Source organism: Microbispora sp. NPDC046933, from assembly GCF_040644635.1.
GTDB lineage: Bacteria > Actinomycetota > Actinomycetes > Streptosporangiales > Streptosporangiaceae > Microbispora.
The window spans coordinates 204,122-218,268 of the sequence record NZ_JBEYWW010000007.1 but is presented as its reverse complement, the minus strand read 5'-3'; the positions used below and the strand labels follow the sequence as shown (position 1 = coordinate 218,268).

The 14,147-nt window shown below is 73.4% G+C and carries 10 protein-coding genes; 7 read left to right on the top strand and 3 right to left on the bottom strand.

Annotated features, from left to right (window positions below; genetic code table 11):
- Positions 1-6: 6 nt before the first annotated feature.
- A complete protein-coding gene (locus ABZ857_RS12170) occupies positions 7-1,212 on the top strand; it encodes an aminotransferase class I/II-fold pyridoxal phosphate-dependent enzyme (RefSeq protein ID WP_357041652.1) in 1,206 nt (401 codons plus the stop codon).
- A gap of 81 nt (positions 1,213-1,293) precedes the next feature.
- Positions 1,294-1,452 carry a hypothetical protein gene (locus tag ABZ857_RS12165; protein ID WP_357041649.1) on the top strand — a complete coding sequence of 53 codons (159 nt, stop codon included), beginning with the start codon at positions 1,294-1,296 and terminating at the stop codon, positions 1,450-1,452.
- A 7-nt stretch (positions 1,453-1,459) separates the two neighbouring features.
- Here ABZ857_RS12165 and ABZ857_RS12160 read toward each other — a convergent pair whose 3' ends face one another.
- On the bottom strand, positions 1,460-2,218 hold the full coding sequence (locus ABZ857_RS12160; RefSeq protein ID WP_357041646.1) for a hypothetical protein: 759 nt from the start codon (positions 2,216-2,218) through the stop codon (positions 1,460-1,462).
- A gap of 160 nt (positions 2,219-2,378) precedes the next feature.
- Positions 2,379-3,740, bottom strand: a complete 1,362-nt coding sequence (glnA, locus tag ABZ857_RS12155) for a type I glutamate--ammonia ligase (RefSeq protein ID WP_357041879.1) — start codon at positions 3,738-3,740, stop codon at positions 2,379-2,381.
- Between the two features lie 248 nt (positions 3,741-3,988).
- Here glnA and ABZ857_RS12150 point away from each other — a divergent pair, with 248 nt between their 5' ends.
- The gene (locus tag ABZ857_RS12150; protein WP_357041643.1) at positions 3,989-6,193 is read left to right on the top strand and encodes a histidine kinase; all 2,205 of its coding nucleotides are present in this window, start codon (positions 3,989-3,991) and stop codon (positions 6,191-6,193) included.
- Here the strand turns inward: ABZ857_RS12150 and ABZ857_RS12145 are convergent, their stop codons facing one another.
- Positions 6,194-7,156, bottom strand: a complete 963-nt coding sequence (locus tag ABZ857_RS12145; RefSeq protein WP_357041640.1) for a DUF5937 family protein — start codon at positions 7,154-7,156, stop codon at positions 6,194-6,196.
- 73 nt (positions 7,157-7,229) lie between these two features.
- Here ABZ857_RS12145 and ABZ857_RS12140 point away from each other — a divergent pair, with 73 nt between their 5' ends.
- The 4 genes from ABZ857_RS12140 to ABZ857_RS12125 all read left to right on the top strand — a co-directional run bounded on the left by ABZ857_RS12140 (position 7,230) and on the right by ABZ857_RS12125 (position 13,942).
- On the top strand, positions 7,230-8,435 hold the full coding sequence (locus ABZ857_RS12140) for an MFS transporter (RefSeq protein ID WP_357041637.1): 1,206 nt from the start codon (positions 7,230-7,232) through the stop codon (positions 8,433-8,435).
- Between the two features lie 112 nt (positions 8,436-8,547).
- Entirely contained in the window at positions 8,548-10,572 is a 2,025-nt protein-coding gene (locus ABZ857_RS12135; protein ID WP_357041633.1) for a sensor histidine kinase, read from the top strand.
- Between the two features lie 83 nt (positions 10,573-10,655).
- On the top strand, positions 10,656-12,143 hold the full coding sequence (locus ABZ857_RS12130) for a BTAD domain-containing putative transcriptional regulator (RefSeq protein ID WP_357041630.1): 1,488 nt from the start codon (positions 10,656-10,658) through the stop codon (positions 12,141-12,143).
- 50 nt (positions 12,144-12,193) lie between these two features.
- Complete coding sequence (locus ABZ857_RS12125; protein ID WP_357041628.1) at positions 12,194-13,942, top strand: NAD+ synthase; 1,749 nt, start codon at positions 12,194-12,196, stop codon at positions 13,940-13,942.
- The last annotated feature ends 205 nt before the right edge of the window (positions 13,943-14,147 follow it).

The window sequence follows — 14,147 nt, the reverse complement described above, 5'->3', positions numbered from 1 at the left end:
ACCGCCATGTCCCGCGATGTCTTCGCCCACGTCGACGTCGAACGCCTGCGCTCCGGATCCGGCGTCAAGTGGGGCTCGCTCGCGCCCGGCGTCCTCGGCGCCTGGGTCGCCGACATGGACTTCGGGGTGCCGCCCGCCGTGCGGGAGTGCGTGATCCGCCTGGCCGAGCGGGAGGACTTCGGCTACCCGTACTGGCCGGGCGAGGACCCGGTGGCCGAGGCGTTCGATGAGCGAATGGCCACGCGGCACGGCTGGACTCCCCGGCCGGGCCGCACCCGGGTGCTCACCGACGTGATCCAGATCCTCCAGGTGATGATCGAACTGGCTACGCGGCCCGGTGACGGGGTGGCGATCCACGTGCCGTCCTATCCGCCGTTCCTGGCGAGCGTCGCCGGGGCGGGACGCCGCATCGTGCCGCTGCCCATGACGCGAACCGGACACGGCTGGGGCTTCACGGCCGAAGGGCTGGCCGGGCGGCTGCGCGCGGAGGGCTGCCGCATGCTGGTGCTCGTCAACCCGCACAACCCGACCGGCCGGGTCTTCACCCGGGCGGAACTGGCCGCGCTCGCCGAGGCCGCTCAGGAGCTGGACCTCGTGGTCGTCTCGGACGAGATCCACGCCGACCTCGCCTACGCGCCGCACCGCCACCTGCCGTTCGCCTCGCTCGGGCCGGGGACGGCGGCGCGGACGATCACCGCGACCTCCGCGACCAAGGCGTTCAACATCGCGGGGCTGCGCTGCGCCGTCGCGCACGTCGGACACGACGGCGTGTGGGAGGCGCTGTCGCGCGTGCCGCAGGAGTACTTCGGCGACCCGGGCGTCGTGGGCCGCGCGGCCACCGTCGCGGCGTGGCGGCAGTCGGCGGACTGGCACGCCGGCCTGATGCGGACGCTGGAGCGCAACCGGCTGACGATCGAGCGGTGGGCGGCGGACCTGCCGTGGGACCTCGGCTACCACTCGCCGCAGGCCACCTACCTGAGCTGGTTCGACTTCACCGGCACGCCGCTCAAGGGCGGCGCGCCGGCCGAGCGCCTGGAGCGCGAGGCGGGAGTCAAACTGGCCGAGGGCGCCGACTTCTCGCAGGGGACACCTGTGCACACGAGCGGGTACGCGCGGCTCAACTTCGCCACGAGCCCGGCCGTCCTGGACGAGATCCTCGGCCGCCTGACGCCGGCCCTGTCCCGCCTCGGTCGCGCGCTTCATCCTGGGTGACCGTCGAATGGCCCTGGAACAGGTCACCCGCCGCCGGACAGCCGAACCGCCCGGCAGCTCGGCGCGGCGGCCGGCATCGTCGTGGTCGGGGCCGTCTTCGCCGGTCTGGCCGACGATCGGGGCGGCGCGAGCCTCTACTTCGCGGCCCCGGCCACGCTCTGGTACGACGCCGCCGCGTTCCTGCTGGCGGCCCTGCTGACCACGCTGCTCCCCCGTGCGGCCAGGGGCTCCCAGCAGTGACCGGCCGTCACTGGCGGGGCAGGATCCAGGTGGCCTTGGCGGCGGCGACGAGCGCGCCGTCCACCTCGTAGACCGCGCTCGTGCCGAACAGCTTGCGGCCGTCGCGCCCCTCCGCCCGGGCCACGACCGAGTATCTGCCCATCGGGTAGACCCGGCGGAACACCTGTCCGGTCAGCCGCCCGAGCAGCGGGGGCTGGATGGGCCGCCGATCCGGGAAGCTGCGGTAGTGCGCCCATCCGGTGGCGCAGTCCAGCGCCGCCCAGACGATCGAGTCGGGGACCACGCCCTGCTCGTCGGTCACGTTGAACGGCACCCGCCAGCCGGCGGCCACGAGCTCGGCGCCCTCCACCGGGTCCTCCACCGGGCCGGGGAAGATCCGCAGCCCGTCGCCCGGCTCGCGCAGCCCGCAGGCGAAGCAGCCCGCGATGCCGTGGCCGTGCCTGCCGGGGAACCCCGCCTCCGCGCGGGCCGCGTCGGTGAACCGCACGAACGGCGGCGGCGTCAGCGTCTCGGCGACGGGGATCGCCTCGACGAGGTGGCTGTCGCCCTGGCTGAGGACGACGGCGTTGCCGACGTGCTCGACCGACAGGCCGGTCTCCAGCGGGACCGGTCTGCGAAGGGTGACCTCCACCGGCGAGTCGTGACCGCACCCCGTCAGCGTGCCGGCGAGGGTGCCCGCGATCCATCCGCCGTTGGCGGTGCCCTCGGGTCCCCGGAAACGCTTCGGTACGGTCAGAACGGTCTGCAGCCCCGCAGCCGCCGTCATATGGCCCACGCCCTCCCTGAGTCACGTCTTGATACGGCTCACCCGTAAAAGTCGTAACAAGTGAACCGATTTTACTGTTCCGGCGTAGGGACCAGCCAAACAGACAGGGGTGTCAGGAAGATTTGCACACTGTAACACCGCGATGACGGAGTGACCGCCGTCAGAGCACGGGCAGGTAGCGGCCGAGCTCGTACTCGGTCACCTGACGGCGGTAATCCTGCCACTCCGCGCGCTTGTTGCGCAGGAAGTAGTCGAAGACGTGCTCGCCCAGCGTCTCGGCGACCAGCTCGCTGCGCTCCATCGCCACGATCGCCTCGTCCAGCGACTGGGGCAGCGGCTGGATGCCGAGCGCCCGCCGCTCCGCGCTGGTCAGCGCCCACACGTCGTCCTCGGCGCCCGGCGGCATCTCGTACCCCTCCTCGATGCCCTTCAGGCCGGCGGCCAGGATGACGGCGAAGGCGAGATACGGGTTGCAGGAGGAGTCGACCGACCGGAACTCGATGCGGGTCGAGCCGCTCTTGTGCGGCTTGTACATGGGCACGCGCACGAGCGCGGAGCGGTTGTTGTGCCCCCAGCAGATGTACGCGGGGGCCTCGCCTCCGGCTCCGGCGATCGCCTCGGCGCCGCCCCACAGCCGCTTGTAGGAGTTGACCCACTGGTTGCACACCGCGGTGATCTCCGCCGCGTGCCGGAGCAGGCCTCCGATGAACGACCGGCCGATCTTGGACAGCTGGTAGTCGGCGCCGGGCTCGTAGAAGGCGTTGCGGTCGCCCTCGAACAGCGACATGTGCGTGTGCATGCCGGACCCGGGGTAGTCGGTGAACGGCTTGGGCATGAACGAGGCCCACACGCCCTGCTCCAGCGCCACCTCCTTCATGACCAGCCGGAACGTCATGATGTTGTCGGCGGTGGTCAGCGCGTCGGCGTAGCGCAGGTCGATCTCCTGCTGGCCCGGCGCGCCCTCGTGGTGGCTGAACTCGACCGAGATGCCCATCGACTCCAGCATCATGATCGCGTTGCGGCGGAAGTCGTGGCCCGCGCTGTGCGGCGTGTGGTCGAAGTAGCCGCCCTCGTCTATGGGCTGCGGCTTGTCGCCCTTCTCCGGCCGGTTGCGCAGCAGGAAGAACTCCACCTCGGGGTGGGTGTAGAACGTGAAGCCCATGTCGGCCGCCTTGGCCAGCGTCCGCTTGAGCACGAAGCGCGGATCGGCGTGCGACGGCGAGCCGTCCGGCATCAGGATGTCGCAGAACATGCGGGCGGCGCCCGGCGACTCGCTGCGCCACGGCAGGATCTGGAACGTCGACGGGTCGGGCTTGGCCAGCATGTCCGACTCGTAGACCCGCGAGAAGCCCTCGATCGCCGAGCCGTCGAAGCCGATGCCCTCGGCGAAGGCGCCCTCCAGCTCGGCCGGCGCTATCGCCACCGACTTCAGGAAACCGAGCACGTCGGTGAACCACAGCCGGATGAACCGGATGTCCCGCTCTTCGAGCGTGCGGAGGACGAATTCCTGCTGGCGGTCCAAGGCGTACCTCACGGAGTTACAGGTCTGGTCGCCTACCAGTCTGCCTCCTGAGTGTTTCACAGCGGTTACGACGAGGTGTGAGCCGGTGGTCCTCCGGCTCACGGCCGACGCACGACGGCGGCGGCGCCGGGGAGACGGGCACGGCAGACGGTGACACAGATCACACCGAACTAAACTCGCGGCCGGGTCGTCGTTGCTGTTGATCCGGCGTTGATCGCGTGTCGACCCGCGCGCCTTACCGTCCCGGCATGCCGGTGCACAACCCGAAGGAGCCCCCGTCCGTGGCACGACCGCTGCTCGACTCCGCGGAACCCCGGCGCGGCTCCGCGGACGAGGCGACACCCGGAGCGCCCGGCACCGTCACCGCACCCGGTGAGGCGCCGGAGGCGGAGATCGAGGACGGCGTCCCCGGCCCGGCGGGTCCGCTCGACCGGCTCCGGCGGCTGCGGGCGCTCGACTGGCCGGGCCGGGTGCGGGTGCTCGGGCCCGCCGTCGCGGTGGCGATCGCGGGCGCGGCGATCTGCCTGGAGCTGGCCGACATCTGGGTGACCGCCCAGTTGCCCGACGCGCCCTACACGCCGCTGCCGTTCGCGCCCGAGGACGTGGCGGGCACCACGTTCCCGATCTTCGGCGCGCTGCTGGTGATCTCGCGGCCCCGGCTGCTGCTCGGCTGGCTGCTGTGCCTGGGCGGCCTGGGCTCGGCCGCCAACATCCTCGCCGCCAACACGGCGACCCTGCTCGTCCACGACGGCGGCCATCCGCTGGTCCACCCGATCTGGGTGTTCGCCGACGGGGTGTGGAACCTCACGACGTACGCGCTCGGGGTGCTGCTGCCGCTGCTCTATCCCACCGGGCGGATCCTGTCCAAGCGGTGGTGCGTGCCCGGGGGCGTGACCGCCACGGCCCTCGCCCTCGACTGGCTGTGCTCGCTGATCGCCCCGTCGAGCGTGCGCACGGGATACAACGCGCTGGAGGTGGCGGCCTTCGCGCCGTACTACCAGGGCACCAGGCAGGCGCTGCACACGGTCGTCGCGGTGGGCATGGCGCTGGCGTTCTCCTCGCTCGTCGTCCGCTTCAACCGGGCCGACGGCATCGAGCGCCGCCAGATCCTGTGGCCTCTGGTGGCCATGGCCGGGGTGGTGATCCCGTGGGTGATCGGTCATCCGGTCTGGTGGACGGCCTCGCTCACGCTCCCCCTGGTGCCGGCCGCCATCGCGGTCGCCGTGCTGCGCTACCGGCTGTACGGCATCGACACGTTGATCAGCAGGGCTCTCGTCGGCGCGGGCCTGGTCGGCGTCGTGGCCGCCGTCTACGTGCTCGTCGGGGCGGGCTCCAGCCTGATCCTGTCCGGCGTCGACCGGTTCGCCGGCCTGGCCGCGGCCCTGTTCGCCGGGGCGTTCTTCCACCCCATCCGGGGCGGCCTGCAGCGGCTCGTCGACCGCGCGCTGTACGGCAGGGGGGGCGACCCGCTCACGCTCGCCGCCGGGCTGCGGCGGCGGTTGCAGCACGCCGACCCCGCGCACGCCCTGCTCGCCGCCCTGGAGGTGCTCCGCGAGGGCCTGTCGGTCACCGGCATCGCGGTGGAGATCGACGGGACCGTCACGACGAGCGGGCGGCCCGATCCCGTGGTGCGGGAGATGCCCCTGGTCTGGCACGGCGAGCCGGTCGGGCGCCTGCTCATCGGCCCGCCGGGCGGGCGCCGCTTCCCCGCCGCCCACGACGAGCGCGTGATCGCGGTGCTGGCGCCGTACGTCGCCGACGCCGCCCACACGGTGACGCTCACCACCGCGCTGCAACGCTCACGCGAGCGCATCCTGACGGCCCGCGAGGAGGAACGGCGGCGGCTGCGCCGCGACCTGCACGACGGGCTCGGGCAGACGCTGGCGTCGATGGCGATGACGATCAACATGGCGCGCCACAGCCTGGAACGGTCCCCCGAGACGGCCGACACCCTGCTGCGGAACCTGCGCGAGGGCATGAACAGCGTGACCGCCGACGTCCGCCAGCTCGTGTACGGCCTGCGTCCCCCCGCCCTCGACGACCTCGGGCTGGCGGGAGCCGTACGGGCCCTGGCGGAGGAGGCGCGCCCCGGCCTGGCCGCGGGTGAGGAGTCGGTGGCCGAGGTCGGGGTGACCGGGGACATGACCGGGCTGCCCGCCGCCGTGGAGGTGGCGGCCTACCGGATCGTGCAGGAGGCGCTGACCAACGTGCGCAAGCACGCGCGGGCCCGGCGTGTGCGGGTGGTCCTGCACAGGAACGGCGAGCTGCGGGTCGTCGTGGCCGACGACGGCGTGGGACTGCCGCCTGGCCGCAGGTCGGGCGTGGGCATGAGCTCGATGGCCGAGCGCGCGGCCGAGCTGGGCGGCACCTGCGCCGTCACCTCCGAGCCCGGCCGCGGGACGACGGTCGCCGCCCGGCTGCCCGCCGTGCCCGCCCCGCCCCACCTGGGGTGATCAGCAGACGGCGGCGAGCGACTCGCCGACCGGGGTCCGCCGGTAGAGCACCTCGCGGCCGAGCCGCCGCCGCGCCACCAGGCCCGCGTCGGACAGCACGGCGAGGTGCTGGCTGACCGCGCCCGGCGTGAGGCCGAGCCGCCGGGCGAGCCCGGTGGTCGAGCCGGGCTCGGCCAGCGCGGTGAGCACCTGCGCCCGGGTGCGGCCGATGAGCGCGGCCAGCGCCTCGGGCGTGCAGGGCGTGCCGTCCGACCACAGCGTCCCGACGCCCCGCGCCGGGTAGCACAGCATCGGCCGGTACGGCTCGTACATCACCCAGACGTCCGGCCAGGAGAAGGCGCTCGGCACGAGGACGAGGCCGTCCCCGCCGAGGTCGCCGTCGTAGGCGCAGCTCTTGGCCGTGACGAGACGGTCGCCGTGCCAGGTGACGCCGGGGTGCAGGTCGGCGAACAGCTCCCGCACTCCCCCGGCCGCCAGCGTGCGGGCCCGCCACATGACGTCGGCCTCCAGCAGCGCGCGGATCCCGGGCCAGAACTCCTCGAACGCGACCGTCCAGTACTCCCGCAGCCGGTCGGCCACCCGCCGCACGCCCTCCGCCGGGTCGTCGGCGAACCGCCGCAGCGCCGCGGGATCGGGCGTCTGCACCCAGACCGCCTCCTCGAACGCCGTGTCGGGCGGGGTCGCGCGCACCCGCTCCAGTTCCTCGGCGAAGTCCGGCAGCGGGGTGTCGGGCGGCGGGGTGAGGAAGTCGGGCATGTAGCCGCTCTCCGGAACCAGCGCGAACAGGTCGGTGAGATCCACTTCGCGCAGGCGCGGCCGTACGGCCCGCAGCCACGGCAGGTGCAGCGAGTGGCGGCCGGGGGCCCGCAGCACCCGGAGGCTGGCCACCAGCTCCCACATCGGGGAGAACGCGAAGCGCAGCCGCGCCACGTCGTCCGGCGTGAAACGCCACTCCACCGGCACGGCCACTCCCCCACGTTTCAGCCAGGGCTAAAAGATTGGCACGGCACGCCCCGGTTGTCCAAGGGTGGACACCGTGACCACTGTGATCAGCAGGACCGGCTTCATCCAGTCGAAGGTCGGCGGCCTGCCCCGTCCGTTCTGGGTGCTGTTCGGCGGATCGTTCGTCAACCGGCTCGGCACGATGGTGGAGCCGTTCATCGGCATCTACCTCACGCAGGCGCGCGGCGTCTCACTCGCCACCGCGGGGCTGGTCATGACGATGTTCGGCGTGGGATCGCTGCTGTCGCAGCCGGTCGCCGGATGGCTGGCCGACCGCCTCGGGCGCCGGGTCACGCTCACCGGCGGCATGGTCGCCACGGCCGTCACCATGGTCGCGCTCGGCTACACGACCAGCGTGCCGGGGCTCGTCGTGGGCATGCTCGTGCTGGGCATCGTGGTGGACGCCTACCGGCCGGCGTCGCAGGCGATCGTCGCCGACCTGGTGCCGCCGGAGGACCGCCCCCGGGCGTTCGGGCTGCTGTTCTGGGCCATCAACCTCGGCTTCTCCGTCGCGATGGTGGCCGGCGGCTGGCTCGCCCGCTCGGGCTTCACGGTGCTGTTCTGGGTGGACGCCGTCACCTGCCTGATCTTCGGCCTCCTGGTGTGGCGGGCGATCCCGGAGACCCGCCCGGCCCGCGAGGACGCCGAGCCCGGCCGGTTCGCCGACGTGCTGCGCGACCGGCTCATGCTGGCCTTCGTGCTGGGCAACCTGGCGTACGCGCTGGTCTACCTGCAGGCGTACAGCACGCTGCCGCTCGCCATGACCGGCCAGGGGCTGCCCACGAGCGCGTACGGCATGGCGATGGCGGTCAACGGCCTGCTGATCGTGGTCGTCCAGCCGCTCACGAACGCGTGGCTGGCCAGGTTCGACCCGTCCAGGGTGCTCGCGGCCGGGTTCGCGCTCGTCGGGCTCGGGTTCGCGCTGACCTCGCTGGTGTCGTCCGCGGCCGGGCACGCGGCGGCCGTGGCCGTCTGGACGCTCGGCGAGGTGCTCACGGCGGGGATCCCGGGGGCGATCGTCGCGGCGCTCGCGCCGCCCCACCTGCGGGGGCGCTACTCGGGCCTGTACGGCCTGGCCTGGTCGGCCGGGTCCCTGCTCGCTCCCCTGGTGGGCACCCGGCTGCTGGCCGCCGCCCCCGGGCTGGTGTGGCCCCTGTTCGGCGGCCTCGGCCTGCTCGCGGCGGCGGGCCAGCTGCTCATCGGCCGCGCCGTCCGCCGCCGCTCCGCGCAGACGGCGTAGGTCTCGGGGATCGGGGCGTCGCCGCGCCGGGCGGAAGCTCCGGTCCTCGCTCTCAACGAGCTGACGGTTTCCTGGTCAGAGCGGAACGGGACAGGACATAATCCATCCCAGGATGGACGAGAACCCCCCAGCCTTTCCCGCGCGGACGGTGGCCTGGGTGATGGCGGCCATGGCACTGGTCCTGACCCTCGTAGGGGTGCTGGTCCAGGTCCGGGTCCCCGCGGAATGGCAGCCGTACCCCCCGCTGACGCCGGACTTCGGCGTCGCGCTCACGTTCCCGGTCACGGGAGCGTTCCTGGTGTCCCAGCGGCCCCGGCTGAGCCTCGCGTGGCTGATCTGCGCGGGCGGCCTGCTGGGCTCGGGCAACGCCGCCTTCACCGCACTCTCGTTCTTCTGGGCCTCCCGGGGCGCGATGGGGGCGGCCAACACGGCCCGGGTGATCGAGATCACCTGCTGGGCGCTGGCGGGCCTGATGCTGGCGATCCTGCTCCCCCTCTACTCACCCGACGGCCGGCTCCCCTCGCGCCGCTGGCGCTGGGTGGTCGTGCCGGCCGCCGCCGCCACCCTCGCCGAGATCGCTCTGGGCCTGCTGCGGCCCGATCCCGACCCCAGCACGTACGCCTGGCCGGAGGTGATCCACAACCCGCTGGAGGTCAGGGCCCTCGTCCCCTACCAGGCGACGGCGTGGACGGTCCTCGACTACACGATCCGGGCCTGCGTCGTCGCCGCGCTCGCCTCGCTCGCGCTCCGGCTGCGGCACGCCGACCCGGCGACGCGGCGGCAGATCGCCTGGCCGCTCACCGCCTTCGCGGTGTACGTGGCGGTGTATCTGATGGGCGAGTCGTGGTGGCTGCCCGCGACGCTCTGGACGGCGCTCATCCCGTTCGCGATCCTCTTCGCGGCGCTGCGCTACCGGCTGTACGGCATCGACACGGTGATCAGCCGGACCTTCGTCACCGCCGGGCTCCTGGGCACGATCAGCGCCGTCTACTTCGGGGTCGGTGCGGTCGCCGGCCTGGTCGTCTCCGGATATCACCAGGTGGCCGGGCTCGCGGCGGCGCTGTTCGCCGGCGGGTTCTTCCAGCCGCTGCGCCGCTCCCTGCAGCGCCTGGTCGACCGCGCGCTGTACGGCCGGGTGGGCGATCCGGCGCTGCTCGCCGAGCGGCTGACCCAGGAGGTGCGCCGGGCCGATCCCGCCGACGCGCTGGCGTCGGTGGTGACGGTCGTGCGCGAGGGCCTGGCCGTGAGCGGGGTCGCGGTCGAGATCGCCGACGGCAGCCCGCGGTACGTCGAGAGCGGCCAGGTCGGGCCGTCGCCGCGCGAGGTGCCGCTGATCTGGCACGGCGAGCAGGTGGGCCGGCTGCTCGTCGGCCCGCCGGGGGCCCGGCGGTTCGCCGCCGCCCACGACGAGCGGGTGCTCGCCACGCTGCTCCCCTACGTGGCCGACGTGGCCCACGCCGTGCGGATGGCGGCCGACCTCCAGCGCTCGCGCGAGCGCATCCTCGCCGCCCGGGAGGAGGAGCGCCGGCGGCTGCGCCGCGACCTGCACGACGGGCTCGGCCAGACGCTCGGAGCGATGGCGATGACGATCAACATGGCCAGGATCAGCCTGGCCAGGTCCCCGGACACGGCCGACAACCTGCTGCGGGACCTGCGGACCGGCATGGACGCGGTGGCCGGCGACATCCGCGAGCTGGTGTACGGCCTGCGGCCTCCGGCCCTCGACGACCTCGGGCTGGCGGGAGCCGTACGGGCGCTGGCGGAGGAGACGCTGCCCGCGGGGACGGACGGCGTCGCGGACGTCTCCGTGCGGGCGGACGGCGATCTCACCGGACTGCCCGCCGCCGTGGAGGTCGCGGTGTATCGCGTCGTGCAGGAGGCGCTGAACAACGTGCGCCGCCACGCGCGGGCCACCCGGGTCGAAGTCCGCGTCACCCGCTCCCCGGGCGGGAACGGCGGCGGCGAGCTGCGGGTGACGGTCGCCGACGACGGCGTCGGCCTGCCCGCCCACCTGCGCGCGGGGGTCGGCATGTCCTCGATGCGCGAACGCGCGGCCGAGCTGGGCGGAAGCTGCGTGGTCACCGCGCCCGACAGCGGCGGCACGGTCGTCGAAGCCCGGTTCCCCCTCGCCGCCTGAGCGCGCCCGCCGCCCGCCTCGTGACCCAACCGAGAGGCTGCCGGCACGCCCGGGAGGGTCACTGCCTCTACGCTTACCGTGCGATGGTGACTTTTCGTGCTCTTGGGCCGTTCGAGGCGATTGCCGATGGCGAGACGCTCGACCTGGGCGGCCAACGGCAACAGGCCGTGCTCGCCCGGTTGCTCGTGGCCGGAGGACGCGCCGTACCGGTGAGCGTGCTGATCGACGAGCTGTGGCCCGGCGAGCCGCCCGCCCAGGCGCTGTCCACGATCCAGGGGTACGTCTCCCGGCTGCGGCGGGCGCTCGAACCGAACCGCGCGCCACGCGAGGAGGCCGGCGTCCTGGTGTCCGCTCCGCCCGGCTACGCGCTGCGGGCCGACGTCGAGGACGTGGACTCCTGGCACTTCGAGCACCTGGTCAAGAGCGACCACGAGAGCCCGGCCGCGACGCTGGAGCGGATGGAGACGGCCCTCGCCCTGTGGCGCGGGCCCGCGCTCGCCGGGTTCCAGGAGCTGGCCTGGGCGCAGACCGAGGCCATGCGGCTGGACGAGCTTCGCCTGCTCGCCGTGGAGCGCCGCGCGGACGCCGCGCTGCGGCTGGGCCGTACCGGCCCGATGATCCCCGACCTGGAGGCCCACGCCTCGGCGCACCCGCTGCGTGAGGAGGCCTGGCGGCTGCTCGCGCTCGCGCTCTACCGCGCCGGACGGCAGGGCGACGCGCTCGGCGCGCTGCGGCGGGCCCGGGAGGCGCTGCGCGACGAACTCGGTCTCGACCTCGGCCCCACCCTGCAGCGGCTGGAGCAGGACATCCTCGTCCAGGCGGAGCATCTGGACGCCCCCGATCCGGCCGCCGTCGCGCTTTCGAGCGGGGCCTCGGAGGCCGCGCCGTCCGCGCCGGAGGGGGCGAGCGCCGTCGCGGCGGCCCTGCGCGTGCTGATCGCCGACGACCAGGCGCTGGTGCGCACCGGTCTCAAGGTGATCCTCGACAGCGAGCCGGGGCTCCACCTCGTCGGGGAGGCGGAGAACGGCGAGCAGGCGATCGCGCTCGTCCAGGCGGTGCGGCCCGACGTGGTGCTCATGGACATCCAGATGCCGCGCCTGGACGGCCTGGCGGCGGCCCGGCGGATCCTCACGGCGGAGGCCCCGCCAAAGGTGATCATGATGACCACCTTCGGCACCGACGAGAACCTCTATGCCGCCCTGCGGGCCGGCGTGAGCGGCTTCGTGCTGAAGACCTCCGCCCCCGAGCAGCTCATCGCGGCGATCCGGGCCGCCGTCGCGGGCGACGCGCTGCTCGACCCCGCGGTCACCACGCACCTCATCGCGGCCTTCGCCGGGCGGCGCGACCCGGCGGCGCCGGAGGGCCTGTCCGACTCCGACATCGACCTGATCAAGCTCGTCGCCCGGGGCTTCACCAACCGGCAGATCGCGATGACGCTGGCCGTGCCGGAACAGGAGGTGGCCGACGAGGTCGCGGCGCTGCTGCGCGGCCTCGGCCTGGTCGACCGCGCCCAGCTGGTGGTCCTGGCGTACGAAAGAGGGCTGGTCAGCCCCGGGTCACTCGGCGCCTGACCCTTATCGTCGCTTTGACGACAAATCGTCGGACACCTTAGGGTGGGACCGTGGCTCAACTGCGTATCGCTCTCGCCCAGACCAATCCGGTCGTCGGTGACATCGCCGGCAACGCCGACATGCTCATCGAGTGGACCCGAAGGGCCGCCGAGCGCGGCGCGCACCTCGTGGTGTTCCCTGAGATGTTCCTGACCGGCTACCCGGCCGAGGACCTGGTGCTCCGGTCGTCGTTCGTGGAGGCGTCGATCACGGCGCTGTCGAAGGCGGCCACGCGACTCGCCGACGAGGGGCTCGGGGACCTCCCCGTCGTGGTGGGCTACCTCGACCGGGCCGACCTCGCCCCGCGCGTGGGCCAGCCCAAGGGCGCCCCGCTCGACGCGGTCGCCCTGCTCCACGAGGGCCGGTTGGTGACGAAGTCGGCCAAGCATCACCTGCCGAACTACGGGGTGTTCGACGAGTATCGCTACTTCGTGCGCGGCGACCGCCTGCCGATCTTCCGTCTGCACGGCGTGGACGTCGCCGTGGCCGTGTGCGAGGACCTGTGGCAGGACGGCGGTCCCGTCTCGGTGGTCGCCGAGGCCGGCGCCGGCCTGCTCGTCGTCCCCAACGGCTCGCCGTACGAGACGAACAAGGACGACGTGCGGCTGGAGCTGTGCGCGCGGCGGGCCCGCGAGGCGGGCTGCGCGCTCGCGTACGTGAACATGGTCGGCGGCCAGGACGAGCTGGTCTTCGACGGCGACTCACTCGTCGTGGACGCCTCCGGGACGCTGGTCGCCCGCGCGCCGCAGTTCGAGGAGGACCTGTTCGTCACCGACCTGGAGCTCCCGGAGGGCACGGGCGAGCTCGGCGAGTCCCGCCACGACGCGCACGACGGCACGGTCATCACGGTCGAGCGGGTGCTGCTGTCGGCCGCGCCGGTCGAGCCGTACGAGCCGGAGGCGCCGGTCGTCGCCGAGCGGCTGGACGACCTGGCGGAGATCTACCACGCGCTCGTGCTCGGCGTGCGCGACTACGTGCGCAAGAACGGCTTCCGGTCGGTCATCCTCGGCCTGTCCGGCGGCATCGACTCCGCTCTCGTCGCCACGATCGCCTCCGACGCCGTCGGGCCCGAGCGGGTCCACGTGGTGCTCATGCCCTCGCGCTACTCCTCGGACCACTCCATCACCGACGCCGAGGAGCTGGTGCGCCGCCAGGGGGTCGACTCCCAGGTCGTCCCGATCGCCGACATCGTCTCGGCGTTCGAGAAGGAGGTCGAGCTGCACGGCCTGGCGGCCGAGAACCTGCAGGCCCGCGTGCGCGGCATGCTGCTGATGAGCCTGTCGAACGAGCACGGCCACCTCGTGCTGACCACCGGCAACAAGAGCGAGCTGGCCACCGGCTACTCCACCCTGTACGGCGACTCCGCGGGCGGGTTCGCCCCGATCAAGGACGTGCTCAAGAGCGTGGTCTGGAAGCTCGCGGAGTGGCGCAACGCCCAGCCGGGGCGGCCCCCGATCCCGGAGAACTCGATCACCAAGGAGCCGAGCGCGGAGCTGCGGCCCGACCAGCGCGACACCGACTCGCTCCCGCCGTACGACGTGCTCGACCGGCTGCTGCGCGACTACGTCGAGCGGGACATGGGCCGCGACGAGCTGGTCGCGGCCGGTCACGACCCCGAGCTGGTCACACAGATCATCCGCCTGGTGGACCTGGCCGAGTACAAGCGCCGCCAATACCCGCCGGGCCCGAAGATCACGCCCAAGAACTTCGGCCGCGACCGCCGCCTGCCCATCACCACCCGCTGGCGCGAGCGCCTCTAGGCCCGCACGTCGCGCGCCCGCACCAGCAGCCAGGCGCCGAGCAGCCCGGCGCCTGGGGGCCGTAGCAGCCGAGGACGTGCGCGTAGTCCGGGACGCTCTGCTGCACCGCGAACCCGGCCGCCGGGGTGAGCCGCAGCAGCCACCGCGCCACGTCCGGGGGCAGGACGGAGGCGGTCGCGAGGATGTGGGGGCACGACGATCGCGC

What these genes read in the sequence shown, in the direction of transcription:
- ABZ857_RS12170 (WP_357041652.1), top strand. Translation starts at nt 7, where the DNA reads ATGTCCCGCGATGTCTTCGCCCACGTCGACGTCGAACGCCTGCGCTCC.
- ABZ857_RS12160 (WP_357041646.1), bottom strand. Translation starts at nt 2,218, where the DNA reads ATGACGGCGGCTGCGGGGCTGCAGACCGTTCTGACCGTACCGAAGCGT.
- ABZ857_RS12150 (WP_357041643.1), top strand. Translation starts at nt 3,989, where the DNA reads ATGCCGGTGCACAACCCGAAGGAGCCCCCGTCCGTGGCACGACCGCTG.
- ABZ857_RS12135 (WP_357041633.1), top strand. Translation starts at nt 8,548, where the DNA reads ATGGACGAGAACCCCCCAGCCTTTCCCGCGCGGACGGTGGCCTGGGTG.
- ABZ857_RS12130 (WP_357041630.1), top strand. Translation starts at nt 10,656, where the DNA reads ATGGTGACTTTTCGTGCTCTTGGGCCGTTCGAGGCGATTGCCGATGGC.